A 20689-nucleotide genomic window follows, 5' to 3' on the forward strand; every position below is an offset into this window, starting at 1 on the left:
TTTTTTAGGTGATAGCCAAAAACTTAGTAAACCTGATTTCGAGATCATTCAAATTAGTAACTTATAACTTAAATTAACGTGAGTTCGACGTATTATACATTTAAAACAGGGACCTCTCCTTTATTAATAATGAATATTGTTATTTCGAGCAAGGGGAAACCACATACCAGTGAGATGTCTCGTCGCTTATGCTGCGCTCTGTCGACATGACAAAGCATTGGTTTTTGTGTTTATAAGAGCGTGTGAGGTTAAATATAATATCAAACTTCTTAAGACAAGCGTTGCGTTTTCCTTTCGGAACACTCTGTTTGAATACCCTTAATGGAGTAATTTCGCGAGGTAAAGTTATTCCCTTTTGATAGAACTACAGGGGTGTTTTTAGATTAATCAACTGAAAATCATCTATTTTATATCGAGCACATAGTTAGTAGCCACAAGGGTTTCCAATTGCAATAAATCCATTTTTTTTGAATTATAACGAATGTTTGTATTGAACCATGATTGTACAGGATAGCTAAAAAACAAAAGTATTTTATATTGTGTCGGTCTATAGGAGTTTTCTATAGGGTAAAACTATTATTAACTAATAAACATTTAATTTATTATGAAAAAAATTACATTAAGAATTAGTGCATTTTTATTATTTGCCATGTTTGCGCTTCAAGTACAAGCTCAACCATGTCCTGAACTATGGCTTGAGCCAGGTACTTATAAGCTTGCAGTATGTACTGAAACTACTCCTCCTACTGATGCGGCGACCGAGCTTTACATGACCATTAATAGCTCTTCTGGTGCTTTAGAATGGGCTGCATTATTACCGGGCGATGATCCAACTCAAGTTTGGACGGTAACAGACCATAGAACGCCAGCTTCTTCTGGGTATGTGGAAATTTGGGCATCAATTCCTGGTGTTGGAGACTTTACCATGGCTGTAGATCAATCAACTTTAGATGGGTCCGGATCAGATCCTGAAATTACGCTTACTGTTGTACCAGGTCAACCGATTGGTGATAACACTGATCCAAACTACGGTTATGACCAGTTTCAAAGAAGAAAAGCGACTGGTTGGTCTGGCTCTGGAAACAATGCATTGTTCGCAAAACCTCCAGGACAAGGAAACTTAAGATATAGAGACGCTCCAGCTGCAGCAGGTGACCCAGTAAATTTTCAAAGTCCGGGTGCAATTGGCGCACTTCGATTCATTCTTGTATCTACATTAAGCAATGATGAGTTTGATACAAGTTCAATATTTGTGTCTAACCCTGTAAATGATGAAATCAGTATTGAAGGTTTGACTTCTAATGTAGAAAAAGTTACTGTATTCTCACTTGTAGGTAAAGAGGTTTTATCAAGAGAATTAAGTGGCGAAACATCACTTAAATTGGATGTTAGCGCATTTACTAGCGGTATGTACTTAGTTAATTTCACTGGAAATGGTGGAAGCTTTACTAAAAAAGTATTAAAGCTGTAAGTAAGGCCAATACCTTATTTAATAAAGTTTTTTAAAAACATCCTATGCTGATATTGAGCATAGGATGTTTTTTTTGATTTAAATATTATGATACTATGCAGAGATTAGCATTTAAAATGAAATTGAACAAAGGGCAAAAGGATGCCTATAAAAAAAGGCATGACCAGCTATGGCCAGAATTGAAACAACTACTTAAAGACAATGGCGTAAGTGAGTACTCTATATTTTTGGATGAAGAAACCAGTACGTTATTTGCGTTTCAAAAAGTATCCGGAGAGGGAGGGTCTCAGGATTTAGCCGATAATCCTATTGTTAAAAAGTGGTGGGATTTTATGGCTGATATCATGGAAACCAATCCGGACAACTCGCCTGTTTCAATACCTTTGGAGGAGTTGTTTTATTTAGAGTAGCCTTGTTCCGCAAGTCCAATAACCAGCTTATAACTAACAGTATAGGGCAGGACACTTTTTATTTGATATGGATGTAATTTTATGCAATAATTTTTGTTAAGGTTATTGCTATAAAAAAGAAAATTATGAAAAAGAATTATTTTAAGATAGGTAGAGCGACAATGGTTGCAAAACTGCTTGTTTTACTTTTGGCTTCCTTTATATCCGAGGCTCAAGTTACCCTAGAGGCAGAAGTGAAAGTATCAGACTTAGGGCTTCACTTAAATGGGGATAAGGTTGCCGCCAACGCCCCAGATAACGGTGATGATGATAAGTATGACCGTTACTTTGGTTCTACCATCACTGCAAAGGGGGATTGTATTAAGTCTTATGGTGATTACGTGTTCATGACTTGGTACCGTGGAGGTAAAACAGACCGTCATGTTATGTTGACTAGGTACAATACGGTTACTGGCTCCATGGCAACTATAGAGTTTCCTCATAGGCATACAGGATATCTAAATCAATGGTGGATTGGGGAAGCTCATAATGCTATTGCTATTGGAATAAGCCCGATAGATGGGACAATACACTTATTGTATGATATGCATGCGTATAGTGCTAACAGGCCTTCTAATGGTAGTTTGGCAAATGATTATTTTAGGTACTCCTACTCATTGCCAAATACTGCAGGATTGCCCGATGCCGATTTCACCCTCGATAAGTTCGTGCAAAGTTCAAACGGCATGTACAAGCATTTAAAAATGCCAGGTATTGCTCCACAGTCAGAGTTTCTTGAATTAACCTACCCGCATTTCTTTTTAAACGATGATGGCGATTTGTTTATGTGGATGCGTAGAGGGGGGCATACCAACGGGATGTACAAATTTATAAGGTATGATGCTAGTACAGGTAATTGGGGTAATTTCGTGGATTTTAATAGTTTAAATGCTAACCGTCAGCCGGGTATCCAGTATAATTGGGGACTATACGGAACCATTAAATATGAAAATGGAAAAATAAGAATTGCATATCAAAGAAGGTTAGGAAATAGTCAAGATAAGTTTAGCCATCAAAATGGAGTGTATTATGCCTATTCCGATAATCAAAATGGCGTAGGTGGATGGAACAATCATAAAGGCGAAAGTTTTAACACGCCACTGTACGATTCCGATTTTATAAAGGTAATGGAACCAGGTGATTATGTGCAGACTACCGTTAAAGATAAAGTGCATATTGTAGGTGGTTTTGATTGGACGGTAACTGCTAATGAAGATGTGCATATTATCAGCAGAGTAAAGGACAATGAAAATAACGTTACAAAGTATTTACATACATATAAACCTTCAGGAGCTACGGATTTTATAACTTCAGAAGATTTTTCAGGTGGTGAAGCGGTTTATACTTCGGGCAATAGTGTGTTTTTAATCGGATTGAAAAATGGACGTGTATTTGTAGAAAAAGCAGAAGGGGGAACTAACAATTTCACAAGAGTTTATGAAGCAACAACAGGTAAGCACTTTAGGCACGGAAGGGTTCACATAGCTAACGGTAAAGCTTATTATTATTTAATGGAAAATCTATCCGGTAGCGCGCAACCTATATACCTTCAGATTATCGATTTGGACATTGTGCAAGAACCGTTCAGGGTTGCTTTAACCAACCCGAGTAACGGAGAAACTGTTTATACAGGTGAAACTGTGCAGATTGCCGCAGATGCAGTTGATGAAAACGGCAGTATTTCAAAGGTAGAGTTTTTGGTTGATGGTTCGTATTTTGGTGAAGATAGTTCTGAACCCTATTTTGTTGATTGGGCGCCAGCTATTGACGGTAGCTATACCCTTCAGGCAGTAGCTTACAATGGAAATAATGAAACGGTGTCTTCAACTGAAATAACGGTTAATGCTCAAACTTTTGATCCGACAGATTTAACAGGACAGGTTTATAGAATAAAAAATGTTGAAACAGGAAAATATCTAGAATCGTCAACAACTAGTGGAGATGTATTTAGTAGTGATTATATTTCCGGTAATGACGCTATAAACTGGACTTTTGTGAAATCAACAGTGAGTGGAACCGAATATTATAATATAGATAGTGAAGTTCGCGGTGTTTTAAGAGGCGCTGGTGCAGGAGCTGGTAATGCCATAATAAGCACGACTAGGTCATCACCAAATACAGACGTTGATAAAGTCTGGACAGCCTATTATATTCAAGATGAAGATGTTTATAGGTTTGCAGTTAAAGACGGTAGTAACTTCTTATATCATGATGCTATTGATGTATTTTATAATAAAACTGCTGACATTACGGATACTCGAAGCAAATGGAAAGTCGAATTAGCGAGTAATGCACCTCTTAGTTTAGACGATAAGGAACTTGTGTCGTCATCGATTAAGGTGTATCCTAACCCGAGTTCAAAGCGTTTTACGGTGTTGCTCAATGGGTTTAATAAGGCCAGTATTGTTATAAATGATATGCTAGGTAAAGAAGTTTATCGAAAAACCATTACCAAGGATAGACTGGAAATTGAAAACAATGGACGCTTTGCCCCAGGATTATACCTGATAAAGGTAGTTGATGATCTACAGAGGGTAAGCCATACAAAATTAGTAATAAGATAGATGAGTATTTAAAGTTTTAAGTACCTATAAATTTTATAAAACCAGAAAAGCACTGCTTTTTCTGGTTTTTTTTTTAAAGAAATGTGGTTGGAAAGATTGAGCAATACAACCTTACGGTAAATTGGAATATTAAAAGCGGTATTCCGGACGTAAATTCCAGTAATTCAACACTATCAAAGGTTTAGCGATTAAATAAAAATACTTTGGCCAATGTTCACCCATATACTACAGGATATTATAAAATCTAATTTTTTGTAATTTCACAGGGTTATTGTTTGCTAGAATAAAAAATCGAACTATGAAAAAAGAATACACGCTTCAAAGTGGCATTGGCTTTACTATTTTATTGTTGATGCTTCTTTCACTTTCTAATATTGCAAGTGCCCAGGTTGTCTTAGAAGAGGAAATAAAGATTACCGATCTAGGTTTGCATTTTGATGGTAGTAAGGTTAGCAGTGGAGCCTCAAACACAGGTGATAATGCGCCTTATGATTTTTTCTTCGGCCGTAGTATTTCCGCACATGGCGATGCCGTAAAGTCTTATGGAGATTATGTCTTCATGACTTGGTACCGAGGAGGAAAGGCAAATCGTCATTTGATGCTTTCGCGCTACAATAAAGTAACAGGTGTAGTTGCTACGATTGAATTCCCTCATCGACACACAGGATATCAAAATCAGTACTGGATTGGCGAATCACACAATACCTGTGCCGTTGGCATAAGTCCATTGGACGGAACCATCCATTTGCTATACGATATGCATGCTTATAGTGCAACAAGACCCTCAAACGGAAGTTTGGCCAATGATTATTTTAGGTATTCCTATTCGGTAGCAAATGCGGCAACCGTACCGGACAATGAATTTACCTTGGATAAATTTGTTAAAGACAATGGAGTGGACGGAGATTACAAACACTTGCGTACACCTGGAAACGTGGCACAATCAGAATTTGTAGCATTAACCTATCCTAGCTTTTTTCTAAATGACCAGGGAGACCTTCTGTTTTTTATGCGAGAAGGTGGAAACAATAATGGCATGTACAAGTTTAGCAAGTATGATGCAAATACAGGAACTTGGAATAACTTTACAGATTTTAATAGCTTAAATGCAAAAAGTCAGCCTGGTATCACTTACAACTGGGGGTTATATGGAGATATTAAATACGTAAATGGAAAAATACGCATTGGTTTTCAGCGTAGGTCTTCTAACAATAATGATAAGTATCAATACCAAAACGGTGTGTATTATGCATATTCAGATGATCCAAGTGGTGCCACTGGTTGGAAAAATCACAAAGGAGAGGCTTTTACAGTACCTCTATATGATGCAGATTTTATAAAAGTTATGGAGCCAGGAGATTATGTGGCAACCACTCAAAAAGACAAAGTTCACATAGTTGGTAATTTCGATTGGACGGTAACGGCCAATGAAGATATCCATATTATAAGTAGAGTTAAAGATAATGAAAACAATGTCACAAAATTTTTGCATACTTATAAACCGTCAGGGGCAACGGATTTTATTACCTCTGAGGATTTTTCAGGCGGATCAGCGTTGTATACAGCTGGCAACGATGTGTTTATTGTAGGTTTACAAAACGGAAGAGTTTTTGTCGATAAAACCGAAGGAGGTACTAATAATTTTCAAAGAGTTTATGAAGCCACATCGGGCAGAACATTTGATCATGGCGTAATACATATACATAGCGGTAAAGTGTATTACTATCTTATGGAGGATAAATCGGGTAGCGCCCAACCATTATACCTGCAAATCATAGATTTGGATATAGGGCCTACAGATCCTACTTTACCAAATAATTTTACAATACAGGCCATAGGGGAGACCTGTGAGAACAAAAACAACGGAAGACTTATCATTAGCGGTGCGGCAGTGCACAACTACACTACAACTATTAATGGAGTGGTTTACGACTTTAATAAAGATACAACTATAGAAAATTTAAGTCCTGGTACTTACGATTTCTGTATTGATGTAGTAGGGAAAAATTACAGCCACTGCTACGAGGTAGAGATAGAAGGTGGCACGAGCCTGACGGGAAAGATGAGATTGGATAAGAAGTCCGTAGAAGTTTCTGTGGATTCAGGAGCACCACCATATACAGTTTATATTAATGGCAATCAAATTTTGGAGACCTACCATCCCCGCTTCAATGTGGACGTGAATCACGGGGACGACTTGAAGGTGAAGAGCAAGGATGCCTGTCAAGGGGAAATGTCCAAAACCATTAACCTTCTTGAGGATGTCAAGGCTTACCCCAACCCTTCAAGTGGTTTGTTTGAGATTTATGTACCGAATAATTTAAAATCCGTTGATTTAGAAATTTATAGCATGCATTCTCAACTCGTAGGCCATAAAAGATACGATACAAATTCTGGAAAAATCAATTTGAATATAGAAGATAAACCAAACGGAATCTATTTTGTTAAAGTGAATTTAGAAGCTCCAGTATTTATAAAATTAATCAAAAAATAAGATGAAAAAGCCATATTTATATTTAATAGTCCTTACAAGTATTTTAATGTCCTGTAGCAGTGGAGGAGACGGTGATGGAGAGGGCCCAGGTCCGGATCCGGAAAACACAGCGCCCACTGTACCCGTGCAGGTCTATCCGTTGAGCAATACGCTGTGCATCAATAACAGCGTGGTCTTTGAATGGAACGCCTCTACGGACAGCGAGGGCAACCCCATAACCTACACGGTGGAAGTGTCCGAAAGTAGTGATTTCTCATCGTTGGCTTACGGCGTTCCAAGTTCGTCCACCTCGAGGGTGATTAGCCTTGAAAAGGGCAATTCGTACTATTGGCGGTTAAAGGCAACCGATACAAAAGGCGCGGAGAGCGCCTATTCGGCCGTTAGCAATTTCCTGACTGAGGGCGACGGTGTTTCGAACCACCTTCCGTTTGCACCGAGTTTGGTAGAACCGGCATTAAATTCCGAAATAGATGGTACTAGCGCAACACTTAGTTGGACCGCAAGTGATGTGGATAATGACACTTTGAGTTATGATGTATATCTTGATACTGATAGTGACCCAAGCACGAAAGTATCAGAAAATCAATCAGCAACTACATACGAAGCTACTGGTTTAAGCGCGGCCTCAACATACTATTTTAAAATAGTAGTGAAAGATGGTAATGGAGGTGTAACCATAGGGCAAATATGGAGTTTTACTATTAAGTAGATATGTCGACGATTTAAAACATGTTTGTAGGTTCCGGTCTTTTGGAAATTTACTAAAAAGCCAATTCATTAATGCCTTCTGAGTATGAAAGAGCCAAATAGTTTATAAGCTACTTGGCTTTTTGTTTTATTGAAGTAAGAAAACAGTAAAGAGCAGGATAAATATGTGTTTTTTATGCTTTAGATTTAAGAAATTCAACTTTATTACATTATCGAATGGGAAAAAGACCTTTAAGGATCCATGCTGCCCTCTATTTGTTTCATTGTTTTTTGTTTTATGCATGTAACAAAAAGGAAAACAAAGTAAATATTGTTACCTTATCTGACACACCGCAGGTTTCATTTGCTTTAAGGGATGTTGAATCGGCTTTGGGCTCGTTGTATAGGGTTATTGATACTAAACTTACGGATAAAGCAGATATAGTTTTATCCATAAGAGATATTGACACCCTAAAACATGAAGGTTTTAAAATCGATGTCACCAACAATAAAGTAGAGGTTATTGGGCGTGACGAAGCAGGTTTAATGTACGGCACCTTGGAACTTGCAGAGCAATTAAAACTTTACGGATTTGATGGTGTAAAACCAATGGTTCGTAATCCCTACTTAGAAATGCGTGGGCCTAAATTTAATATACCATTGGATGTACGTACACCTAGTTATACCGATGTTTCTGATGTGGCTCAGCACAATATACCGCACATGTGGGATTTTAGTTTTTGGAAGGATTATATTGATTCTATGGCACGTTACCGGTATAACTACATTTCATTATGGAGCTTGCATCCGTTTCCATCTTTGGTAAAGGTGCCAGGATATGAAGATATTGCGTTAGATGATGTTCAACGTTCTACCGTAGAATGGGAGGAAAATTATAATCTTATGGCCATTGGTTTTGATGCACCAGAAATTTTGGAAAATGTAGAAGTTTTAAAAAGAATAACGATTGACGAAAAAATAGAATTCTGGAAAAAAGTGATGGCCTACGGAAAGAGCAGGAACATTGATTTTCATATCATCACATGGAACATTTTTGACTATGGTACACAAGGGAAATATGGCATCACAGACGATAGAGATAATGAAATTACCACGGATTATTTTAGAAAAAGTACCAAGCAACTGTTTGTTACTTATCCAGATTTAGCTGGTATTGGGTTGACAACAGGAGAGAACATGAAAGGTGCTAATCACCAAGAACGCGAAGATTGGGCTTATAAGACTTATGGCCTTGGTATTTTAGATGCAGCCAAGGAAATGCCTGAGCGACAGTTTAAATTTATTCATAGGCAACATCAGTCAGGTGCAAAGGAAATTGCAGAAAAATTTAAAGCTGTGGTTGAAGCAGACAACGTGGAGTTTTTATTTTGTTTTAAGTATGCAAAAGCGCACGTTTATAGTGCTACCCAGCAACCGTATCACGAAGATGCCAACTATTTACAACAGATCGAGGGCATGAAAACCTTATGGGGATTACGTAATGATGATACCTTTTACTTCAGGTGGGGTGCACCAGATTTTACAAGAGAGTTTATTAATAACCTACCTCATGACGATGTTGCAAAAGGCATTTATTTTGGCTCGGACCAATGGATTTGGGGACGCGATTTTTTGACCAAAGAACCAATAAAATCCAATCAAATCGAAGTAGAAAAACATTGGTATCAGTGGCTATTATGGGGCAGGTTAAGTTACGACCCTACGATATCCAATGAACGATTTAAAGATATCTTGGCAGGTCGTTTTTCGGGTATCGATGCAGATAAATTATTTTCCGCATGGCAAAATGCCTCTATGGTTTACCCATTGACTACAGGTTTTCATTGGGGAAGTCTCGATTTTCAATGGTATATTGAAGGTTGTAAAAGTAGACCCAAACAGGCGGAGAATGAAACCGGGTTTCATGATGTTAATCGGTTTATCTCACTTGGGGTACATCCTAAATCAGGAAATCAATCCATTCCAGATTATGTAGAAATGATTTCCGGAGGGAACACCACTACTTTAAAAACACCTTTGGAAGTTTCAGAAAAACTTATTACTGTCGCAGAAAGTGCTTTAAAAGAATTGGAGGGAATTGAAAAAAACAACGATAAAGAATTGCAATTCACATTAAACGATATTAGAACTGTATCCTTTTTAGGAAAGCATTATGCCTACAAAATTGAAGGCGCAACTTATTTAGCATTATTTAGAAATTCTAATAAAAAGGAGTACCAAGATTTGGCAGTGAAAGCCTTAGAAAATGCATTAGGTTTTTGGAAGCAGTACGTACACCAAGCCATGTTGCAAAATCATAATCCTTTATGGACTAATAGAGTGGGCATTGTAGATTGGAATCAAATTACCAAATGGGTAGAACAGGATATTTATATAGCTAAAAATGAATAGTAATATGAATGTTTTAAAACTTATTGCTTTAAGTCTTTTTATTTGTTTGGGGCAGACTGCCTTGAGTCAATCTTCAAAACATCGGCTGGTTATATTGGCAGATATGGGCAATGAACCCGACGAAGAACAGCAGATGGTTCACATGCTCATGTGTTCTAATGAATTTGATCTCGAGGGGCTGATAGCCGTTAGCGGAAAGTATTTACATAGCAAACATAGATTGGTTGAGAGACAAAGACTCTATCCAGATTTGTTTGAAAATCTTATCGATGGCTATGAAAAGGTTTTTGAAAATTTGAATATACACGCCAAGGGTTATCCAGAACCTGCCTATTTGCGGAGTATTGTGGCTTCAGGTCAACCTGGATATGGTATGGGAGATGTTGGTGAAGGGAAAAGTACAGAAGGGTCACGGTTATTAATTGATATTTTTAAACAAGATGACCCGCGTTTAATTTACATTGTCGTAAATGCGGGTTCCAATACATTAGCGCAAGCCTTGAATGATTTTAAGGCGAGCCATTCTGTACAGGCTCTCAAGAAGGTGCTCAAAAAACTAAGGGTATTTGAAAATGGAGCGCAAGACAATGCAGGAGCATGGATTTGTGCCAATTATCCAGAAATCCATTGGACACGAAGTAACTATCAAACCTACGCCTATGGTGGGCCAGCTTGGGCCTGGGGAAATGACCCTGACCCCGATAAAAAAGGGCCTCATACTTGGAAGCCTTATGCCTATAATGCCACAGGACAACATCAATGGGCATTGGAACATATTAAAAACCATGGTGCTTTAGGGAGATTGTTTCCACTTAGGCAAACGCCTACCGGTAAATTGGTTTTTATTGAGGGTGGTGGAACCATTCCTTGGTTGGGGCTTATACATCAGGGATTATCAGATATTAGTCAACCCAGTTGGGGAGGTTGGAGTGGTAGATTTTCAGAAAAGCCAATAAAGAATGTACCTTCTCGACATAAAAGTGTTAGAGTGGATGAGGAGACTTATGGAGATTATTACTTATATACCGAAGTTTCAGAAGAATGGACAGACCCAGAAACTAATGAAGTCTATAACTCAATTTACACGCCGGTTTGGAGGTGGCGACAAGCGTATTACAACGATTTTCAATGCAGAATGGATTGGTGTGTAGCAACTTTTGAAAATGCCAATCATCATCCAGTAGCCTCAATTAACGGTGATAATACTGAGAAAATTCATTCTGTAAAAGCTAATGCTGGTGATAGCATCAAATTAGACGCTTCTGCTTCTTCTGACCCTGATGGTGATAATATCGTTTATAATTGGTGGATTTACAAAGAGGCTGGGTCTTACAATGGAAATGCCCAAATCATTAAAAATTCATCTCAGTCTATTATAAAATTGAACATCCCTGAAGATGCTTCAGGAAAAACGATTCATATTATTCTGGAAATTAAAGATGATAGTAGCATTGCTTCATTACACGATTATAGAAGGATAGTTATAACGGTTGAATAATGGTTTAATTTATGAGGATTGTCAAACTAAATATGATGAAAAAGTTAATTGTTTATTGCTTTTCCTTAATCTTCCTAATCTCTTGCATAGATGGAAACGACAAATCTGAAGTTCAATCTACTGATGTTAATATTCCATCTGAAGATGTCAAATCAGCGTTTCAAACTAGTCAGAATTTAAATAAAAACAGATTCATTTTAATGTCTGATATAGGGCATGACCCTGATGATGAACAGCAACTTGTGCACCTTTTGATGTACTCCAACACATTTGATTTAGAAGGTTTAATAGCAGTTACAGGTCGTTATTTTAGACCGAACCCGAAGGATACCGTTAAAGTTTTGATGCCCGAATTATTTCATTACTACATTGATGGTTACGAAAAAGTATATCCAAACCTCCAATTACATGAAAAAGGTTGGAAAACACCAAAATATCTACATAGTATCGTAGCCTCGGGTCAGTCTGGAAATGGGATGAAGGATGTAGGTTTAGGCAAAACCAGTGATGGCGCTAAACTAATTGTAGATGCTGTTCTCAAAGACGATGACAGACCTATTTTTGTATTATCAAATGGCGGTATGAATACGCTTGCACAGGCTCTGTTCAACCTAAGAGCGAACCATTCAAAAGAAAAACTCAAAACACTTCTTTCCAAATTGAGAGTTTATGATAATTCTGGACAAGATGAAAGTGGTGCTTGGATTTGTCATGAATTTCCAGAGGTATTTTACATTCGAGCCACCCATCAAAACAAAAGTTTTGGTGGTCCGTCTAATTCAAATCTTGGGCCCCATGTATGGGAACCTTATGAATATTCACCATTTGGACAACACCAGTGGTTTAATGAAAATGTGCAAATCAATCATGGTGCACTAGGAGCCTTATATCCAAATAGAAAAGTAAGCGACACCTATCATTTTATTGGTGGGGGAGGCACTATTCCTTGGTTGGTGCTTGTTAATCCTGCTTTATCCGATATTTCAGAACCCTCTTGGGGAGGCTGGGGCGGACGCTATTCAGCTAAAGAACTGCCTAATCCACCTTCAGGCTTTTCAATTGTTGAATTAGATGAACAACCGTATTTACCATATAAGGCCTATGCTGATGGAGGTTCAATTCTTGATACTTGGACAAATCACGAAGATGGAAAAATATACGCAGATGAATACACTCCTGCCTGGCGCTGGCGAAAAGCAATTTGGAATGATTTAAAAGCTAGAATGGATTGGTGTGTTCAACCTTTTAGTAAAGCTAATCATCGTCCAGTTGCGGTATTGAATGGTGATAGTTCAAATCAAATTGTAAAGGCAAAATACAATTACCATGAAGAGGTGGTTCTAGACGCTACGGGTTCCACAGACCCAGACGGGGATAATTTGAGTTATAAGTGGTGGATATACCACGAAGCAGGAAAAAAACCATACAATAAAGCTTTAAAAATTGAAAACGATACCAGCATTAAAACCTCGTTTAAAATTCCAATTAACGTGGCGACCAAAGAATTGCATGTGATTTTAGAGGTTCGAGATGATAATAGTATTGTGCCCCTTGTTGATTATAAACGTATGGTTATTATAGTTACTAATTATTAAAACTTTAAGATATTATGAAAAATAGAATAGTGCTTTTCGGTCTAGTTTTAACATTACTTTTAAGTTGCAAAGAAAATTCTAAGCTCACTGAATCAGTAGATGAGGAAAAAGTTGCGCAAACATCTAATACAGATAGTGAGTCAAAGCCAGATATATTTTATCAATACTCAATATGGTTCGCCTTCGTAAACAAGGTTTTTGATGGTGATTTAAAAGTTTCGGAACTTAAAACAAAAGGTGATATTGGTTTAGGTTCATTTGATTATCTGGACGGTGAATTAGTCATGCTCGATGGCGTTCCTTACCGAATCAGGGAAAACGGAGAAATAACAGTAGGGCAAGATGATGACGAAATTGTGTATTCCGATGCTACCTTTTTTAATCAGGATGGTAGCTTTCAAGTAAAAGGACCAATAGATTATACATCGTTCCAAAAAAGGCTAAATACCGAAATGGAATCTGAGCATTACTTTTATGCTTATAGAGTACCTGTAAAATTGGATTATATAAAACTGGGTGGAGTGCCAAAGGTAGAAAAGCCATTTACAGATGGGCTTGATGTATTGTTGCCGATACGTCCTGTGTTTGAAGCTGAAAATATAAGTGGCACTTTAGTTGGTTTCTATTGTCCGGAATATATTGGTAATATAAATGCCTTCGGTCACCATTTTCATTTTATTTCTGATGACCGTAAGTGGGGTGGTCATGTTATGGATTTTAAGACTACACATGATATAGAGGTGCCGTGGGACCAAAAAACAAGTTATGCATTTGACCTTCCCAAAAATGAAACCTTTGAAAACGTCAAACTTGATAGCGAGTTTCAGTATAATTAAACGACTTTTGAAATAAAGATAGACTTGTAAACATTTTTTAAGGAAATTTCTTTGTGTTCCGTTTTCCTTCTGAATTAATATATCAACGGCCTGTTCAACTGATTGGGAATTTTTGTAAAATGGAGATACATCAGGACAGTTTTCGAAAAAAAAAATAGGATATTGCTCTATTATATTCAGTATTAATATTTATTCAAGATTAATGAAGCGTCTGTCTCTATTTTTTAAAATTCCGTTGTTATTTATTTTTTTAGTGACTGTATCTTGCGAAGAAGCACTAATCTATCAGGCTAATAATTTAACCATCTCTGAAGGCTTTAAAAACCCTATTGGATTTTACAACCCGAAACCTACCTTTTCATGGCAATTACCTGTTTCAACAGATGTTGTGTCTCAATCGGGGTATCAAGTTGTTGTCGCTTCTTCGGAAGAATTACTGCCAAATAATCCAGATTTATGGGATTCTCAAAAACAAGAAAGTTCACAGTCCAGCTTTGTAAAGTACGAGGGAGCCGATTTGCAATCCCGTCAAAAAGTGTATTGGCAGGTTAGATTTTGGAATCAAGATGGTATCCCATCAGCATGGAGTGCCATTAATTCCTTTGAATTGGGCTTACTGAATAACTCTGACTGGAAAGCAAAATGGGCTGGTTTGGATACTGCAAAAGATAGCATAAAAGGGGTGCGTAATTTTTTAATGCATAGACCTCAATATTTGCGAAAAGGGTTCGATTTGCCATCAGATATAGCATCAGCAAGATTATACATCACCTCGAAAGGCGTTTTTGATGTGCATTTGAACGGAAAAGATGTTAGTGATGATGTGTTAACACCTGGCTGGACACCCTATAACAAACGTTTTGAAACACTAACCTATGATGTAACCGATATGTTAACTTCAGGAAAAAACGCAATTTCTGTAGAATTAGCATCTGGTTGGCATTCAGGAAGAATTACCAGAGGAACAGCTATTTATGACTATTTAGCATCTCCAAAAGTGTTATGTCAGTTAGAAATCACTTTAAAAGATGGTTCAAAAAAAACCATTATTTCTGATGAAACTTGGAAAGGCACAACCAATGGGCCAATACGATTAGCAGGTCTGTTCGATGGTGAAGTGTATGATGCCAATTTGGAAATGCCCAATTGGACAATGAATACGTTTGATGATGCCTCTTGGGAAAATACAGAAATAGAACCCATAGCTGATAGTGTAACCTTAGAACCAAAACGTCATGAAACTGTAAAAACAATGGCAGTTTTAGAGGATGCAGAAATTGTATCGACTACAGCATCTTCCGTAATTTTCAATTTGAAACAAAATATGGTAGGTGTGCCAAAGGTAACAGTGCCCATGAAAAAAGGCGATACGTTAAAGATTCGCTTTTCTGAAATGTTATTGTCTGATGGTACGTTTTATACAACAAATTATCGTTCAGCAAAATCAACAGATTATTATATCGCATCAAAAGATGGCGTTATCGAGTACACGCCAAAATTCACCTTTCACGGATTTCAATATTTAGAATTGTCAGGATTTGATACCTCGGCAACTCCAAATTCAACTTGGGTAAAAGGATTGGTGCAACATTCTAATTTTGAAAAAAATGGAACGTTTACATCATCACATGATAAATTAAATCAACTGCAAAAAAACATCACTTGGGGTTTAAGAGACAACCTTTTAGATATACCAACCGATTGCCCGCAACGTGATGAGCGTTTGGGTTGGACTGGTGATGCGCAGGTGATTTCGCCAACAGCCATGTTTAATTTTAAAGGGCATGCGTTTTGGACGGCATGGTTGCAAAGTATGCGCGAAACCCAATCTGAACACGATAATGGTTTAGTGCCATTTGTTATCCCTGATATATTGCAAAGAAATAGTGCCAGTTCTGGGTGGGGCGATGCCTGTGTTATTATTCCTTGGGATATTTACAATATCACAGGAGATACATCAGTTTTGGAAGAGAATTATGATATGGGAAAAAAATGGGTTGGTTACTATCAATCTAAATCAAAAGATTTTATTCCCAATATTTACTCCTATACAGATTGGTTACAGCCTTACCCATCAAAATCTGGAAAAGAAGGTAATAAAGGCGATACACCAAGATTATTTGTAAATACAGCATATTTTGCCCATTCGGCGCACTTAGTTTCGAAAATGGCAGGTGTTCTTGGTAAAACTGAAGATGAAAAAAAATACAAGGACTTATATAAAGAAATTGCTCTAGCTTTTGAAAACACGTTTTTTGATACAAACGGAAAATTTATAAATGAAAAACAAACCCAAACTAGCTATTTATTAGCCATATATTTTGATTTGCTTCAACCAGCAACCAAAGCAAAAGCGCAACAACATTTATTGGAAGAAATTAAAAAAGCAGACAATCATTTAGGAACTGGTTTTTTAGGAACGCCAATCTTGCCAAAGGTTTTGGATGATATTGGAGAAATTGATTTGATGTATGGCATCTTGTTTAAGGAAACCTATCCATCGTGGTTTTACTCCATAAATCAAGGCGCTACCACCATGTGGGAACGTTGGAATAGCTATAGTATAGAAGAAGGTTATAATAAACAGCCCATGAACAGCTTAAACCATTACGCGTATGGGGCCGTTGGGCAATGGATGTACGAGCGTATTGCAGGTATCGCACCTCTGGCACCAGGCTATAAAAAAATAAAAATTGCACCTGTGCCCAATGTAGATTTCTTAACATCGGCATCAGCTAGTGTAACTACACCTTTCGGCAAAGCATCATCCTCTTGGGAAGTAAAGGACAATCTGTTTAATTTAGAGGTAATAATTCCTCCTAACACAACAGCTGAAATTTACCTTCCATATACTTCTGAAAACGAGGCTCAAAAACTAAAAAATGTAGGTGCAGGTACCTATAAATTTCAAACGAAGCTAAATTAAAATCTAATGAATATTCAATCCAAACAAAAGGTATTTTTACTAACGCTTTTAAGCATTGTCTTTTTAAGTTTTATTTCTTGTGAAGAAAAGAAAACCATAGAAAAAGCAAACGATTTAACGGTTTCCGAAGGTTTTAAAAATCCGTTAGGATTTTATGATGCTACTCCAACATTTTCTTGGAAATTACCAGTTGCTGAAGGTGTAAAACATCAGTCAGCATACCAAATTGTGGTAGCATCTAGTGAAGATTTGTTACCTGATAATGCCGATTTATGGGATTCTGGTAAGCAAATGACAGACCAGTCTGTTTGGGTAAAATATGAAGGTAAACCCTTAGAGTCTCGCCAAAAAGTATGTTGGCAGGTAAAATATTGGAATCAGGATGAAGATGCTTCAGCGTGGAGTGCTGTAAATCATTTTGAATTAGGATTACTGAATAATAGTGATTGGAAAGCAAAGTGGATTGGTTTAGATACTAAAAAAGAAAAAATATTAGGAAGTCAAGATAATATTATTCATCGGCCACAATATTTAAGAAAAGGTTTTGAGCTATCTAACGATGTGGAATCTGCAAGATTATATATTACAGCAAAAGGTGTTTTTGATGTTGCTATTAATGGCGAAGATGTAAGTGACGATGTAATGCCTCCCGGATACACACCTTACAAAGAACGCATAGAAACCATTACTTATGATATTGGCGATTTAATTGAATCAGGTCAGAATACTATTGGAGTAGAATTAGCTTCAGGTTGGCATTCCAGTAGATTAGGTTGGAGAAAAGAATTGTGGGTTGACACAGAAGCTCCAAAAATATTATGTCAGTTAGAATTGACTATGAAAGATGGTTCTAAAAAAGTGATTGTATCTGATGAAAGTTGGAAAGCTACAACCAACGGCCCAATAAGACTTTCAGAAATTTATGATGGCGAAACTTACGATGCTAATTTAGAAATGCCCAATTGGACAACCAATAATTTTAGTGATAGAAATTGGGAAATGGTTAATACATTTCCTGTAACAGATGCTATTCGTTTAGAACCAAAAAGACACACTACCGTAAAATCTAAAATTGAATTAAAAGCTAAGGAAGTTGTAGAAAAAGATGGTGCTTTTATTTTCGATTTTCAACAAAATATGGTTGGAGTACCGTTACTTAAAGTACCAATGAAAAAAGGGGAGACGCTTAAAATTCGTTTTGCAGAAAAGTTATCTCCAGATGGTTCGTTCTATACAAAAAACTATAGAACAGCTTTGTCAACAAACTATTACACGGCATCAAAAGATGGCGTGATAGAATGGATGCCAAAATTTACATTTCACGGGTTTCAGTATATAGAGTTAAGCGGATTTGATACCTCAAAAACACCATCAACTGATTGGGTGACAGGGTTGGTGCAGTATTCAGATTTTGAAGAAAATGGAACATTTGCATCCTCTCACGAAAAATTAAATCAGTTGCAAAGTAATATTGTTTGGGGCTTAAGAGGTAACTTTTTTGATATTCCAACCGATTGCCCACAACGTGATGAGCGTATGGGATGGACTGCTGATGCACAGGTATTTGGTCCAACTTCTATTTTTAATGCCGATGTCTATAAATTCTGGGCAAGTTGGTTGCAAAGTGTTCGTGAATCCCAATATGAAAATGGTGGAATACCTTGGGTAGTTCCAGATGTTTTGTTTAATAACAAAGTAAGTGCCGGTTGGGGAGATGCCTGCGCCATAATTCCTTGGGATATATACAACAGAACTGGGGATAAAAGAATTCTTGAAGAAAACTTTGAAACTATGAAGGGTTGGGTAGCATACCATCAGGCTACTACCAAAGATTATATTTCCTCTATGGGATTTTTTGCAGACTGGTTGCAACCACTGCCTAAAAACGGCGATAATAGAGGGGATACATCTAAAAGCTTAATTGGAACAGCATTTTTTGCACATTCAGCAAAATTAACAGCGCAAACTGCTGAGGTATTAGGTAAAAAAGAAGAGCAAGCTAAATATGAGGCTTTATTTAAAACTGTTGCAAACGCTTTTGAAAATAAGTTTTTTGATGAAACGGGAAAAGTAAAAGGCGTTGAAGAAACACAAACCTCATATTTATTAGCATTAGCTTATGATTTATTGTCTGAAGGTAAACAAGGCAATGCAAAAAAGTACCTATTAGAAAAAATTGCAGAAGCGGATAATCACTTACGAACAGGCTTTTTAGGTACACCACTATTATCACGAGTTTTGGACGAAATGGGGGATACAGATTTAATGTATAAACTATTATTTAATGAAACCTATCCATCGTGGTTTTATTCTATTAATCAAGGAGCCACAACTATTTGGGAACGTTGGAACAGCTATAGTAAGGCAGAGGGTTTTAACCCTCAAAAAATGAATAGCTTAAATCATTATGCTTACGGAGCGATAGGCGAATGGGTGTATGAACGAATAGGAGGCATTGAACCATTAGAGGCGGGTTATAAAGTCATTCGTATTGCTCCAGAACCTAAAAGTCCATTAACTTCAGCATCAGCAGAATTAAATACACCGTATGGGAAAGTTGCTTCTTCATGGGAAATTAATGAAGGCACTTTTACTATAAATGTCACTATTCCGCCAAATACAACAGCAAAAGTTATATTACCTGGAACTGCCGAATCGATTGAAGAAACGAATAACATAAAAGCGATAAGCTCAGAAACTGGTAGTGAAGAATTATTAGTGCAACCGGGAACATACACGTTTAAGTCTAAATTATAATGAAAAAGGGATTTCGAATAGTTGCTGGTGTTTTGATTTTTAGCTTATTTGTTATAAGCTGTAAAAATGAAAAAAAAGAACAGCAAGCTAATAACCCTATAGTTGAAGTAGAATCTTCTATACAAAGTGAAGGCAATAATCCAGTAATTCGTCATATTCGCACCGCAGACCCTTCCGCACACATTTGGAACGACGGTAAAGTGTGGATGTACACCTCTCGTGATATGGAGGACGCTACATTTTACGATTCTATGGATGGGTATCGTGCGTTTTCATCAACAGATATGGTAAATTGGATAGACCATGGCGAAGTATTGCATTCCAGAGCTATTCCTTGGGGTGCTAGTGGATGGATGTGGGCGCCAACGGCTATCTATAAGAATGATAAGTACTATTTATTATATCCACATTCTGTTAAAGGCTCCAAAGACGATATGCGATGTGGGGTTGCCGTTAGTAATGTTCCAGAAGGCCCGTTTAAAGATTTAGGATGGATTGAAGGCGTTGAAGGCCAATGGCTAGACCCTTGTGTGTTTGAGGATGATGATGGAAAAGTGTATTTATACTGGGGCGTAAAAGTCCCGAAAGTAGCACGCTTAAAAGATAACCTTTTAGAGTTAGCGGAAGCACCAAGAACCATTGAATATGAAAGCGATAACTTCTTTGAAGCAAGTTACATGCACAAGCGTAATGGCAAATATTATTTCTCCTATAATGCTGGTTTAGGGGGTTTTTACGGGATGGCAGACAATCCTTATGGCCCTTTTGAATACAAAGGTGCTATCAACCCTAAACAAAGACAAGACCATCATTCTATCGTAAACTACAAAGGGCAAGATTACTTTTTTTATCACTGGCAAAATTGGAATGGCGGTTCAAAGTTTAGTAGAAATACTTGTATAGAATATTTGTATTACAATGAAGATGGTACGATACAAGAGATTGTTGCTACAACGGAAGGCGTGCAAAAGATAAATCAATAAACAAACAGACAATTCAA

The 20689-nt window shown here is 37.2% G+C and carries 12 protein-coding genes; all 12 read left to right on the plus strand.

The annotated features are described in order from the left end of the window. Positions 1-604 precede the first annotated feature (604 nt). The 12 genes from H7U19_RS09815 to H7U19_RS09870 all read left to right on the plus strand — a co-directional run bounded on the left by H7U19_RS09815 (position 605) and on the right by H7U19_RS09870 (position 20672). Positions 605-1471 carry a T9SS type A sorting domain-containing protein gene (locus H7U19_RS09815; protein WP_186561853.1) on the plus strand — a complete coding sequence of 289 codons (867 nt, stop codon included), beginning with the start codon at positions 605-607 and terminating at the stop codon, positions 1469-1471. A gap of 95 nt (positions 1472-1566) precedes the next feature. Next, entirely contained in the window at positions 1567-1881 is a 315-nt protein-coding gene (gene rhaM / locus H7U19_RS09820) for an L-rhamnose mutarotase (RefSeq protein ID WP_186561855.1), read from the plus strand. 125 nt (positions 1882-2006) lie between these two features. Continuing rightward, on the plus strand, positions 2007-4484 hold the full coding sequence (locus tag H7U19_RS09825) for a BNR-4 repeat-containing protein (protein ID WP_186561857.1): 2478 nt from the start codon (positions 2007-2009) through the stop codon (positions 4482-4484). A 298-nt stretch (positions 4485-4782) separates the two neighbouring features. Then, positions 4783-6978, plus strand: coding sequence for a T9SS type A sorting domain-containing protein (locus H7U19_RS09830; protein WP_186561858.1), 2196 nt, complete (start codon positions 4783-4785; stop codon positions 6976-6978). Position 6979: 1 nt separating this feature from the next. Beyond that, positions 6980-7687, plus strand: coding sequence for a fibronectin type III domain-containing protein (locus tag H7U19_RS09835; protein WP_186561861.1), 708 nt, complete (start codon positions 6980-6982; stop codon positions 7685-7687). Positions 7688-7902: 215 nt separating this feature from the next. Further along, entirely contained in the window at positions 7903-10077 is a 2175-nt protein-coding gene (locus H7U19_RS09840; RefSeq protein ID WP_186561863.1) for a glycoside hydrolase family 20 zincin-like fold domain-containing protein, read from the plus strand. After that, positions 10070-11575, plus strand: a complete 1506-nt coding sequence (locus H7U19_RS09845; RefSeq protein ID WP_222597416.1) for a nucleoside hydrolase-like domain-containing protein — start codon at positions 10070-10072, stop codon at positions 11573-11575. The genes H7U19_RS09840 and H7U19_RS09845 overlap by 8 nt, the downstream gene beginning before the upstream one ends. A gap of 32 nt (positions 11576-11607) precedes the next feature. Beyond that, positions 11608-13170, plus strand: coding sequence for a nucleoside hydrolase-like domain-containing protein (locus H7U19_RS09850; protein WP_186561865.1), 1563 nt, complete (start codon positions 11608-11610; stop codon positions 13168-13170). A gap of 14 nt (positions 13171-13184) precedes the next feature. Then, entirely contained in the window at positions 13185-14006 is an 822-nt protein-coding gene (locus tag H7U19_RS09855; protein WP_186561866.1) for an acetolactate decarboxylase, read from the plus strand. Between the two features lie 253 nt (positions 14007-14259). After that, positions 14260-16932: a family 78 glycoside hydrolase catalytic domain gene (locus H7U19_RS09860; RefSeq protein ID WP_343069091.1), complete on the plus strand. Its 2673-nt coding sequence runs from the start codon at positions 14260-14262 to the stop codon at positions 16930-16932. Positions 16933-16938: 6 nt separating this feature from the next. Beyond that, positions 16939-19689 (plus strand): family 78 glycoside hydrolase catalytic domain, encoded by a 2751-nt coding sequence (locus H7U19_RS09865; RefSeq protein WP_186561870.1) that lies wholly within the window; start codon positions 16939-16941, stop codon positions 19687-19689. Next, positions 19689-20672, plus strand: a complete 984-nt coding sequence (locus H7U19_RS09870) for a family 43 glycosylhydrolase (RefSeq protein WP_186561872.1) — start codon at positions 19689-19691, stop codon at positions 20670-20672. Before H7U19_RS09865 ends, H7U19_RS09870 begins: the two co-directional genes overlap by 1 nt. Positions 20673-20689 lie beyond the last annotated feature (17 nt).

Source organism: Hyunsoonleella aquatilis (genome assembly GCF_014270105.1).
GTDB lineage: Bacteria > Bacteroidota > Bacteroidia > Flavobacteriales > Flavobacteriaceae > Jejuia > Jejuia aquatilis.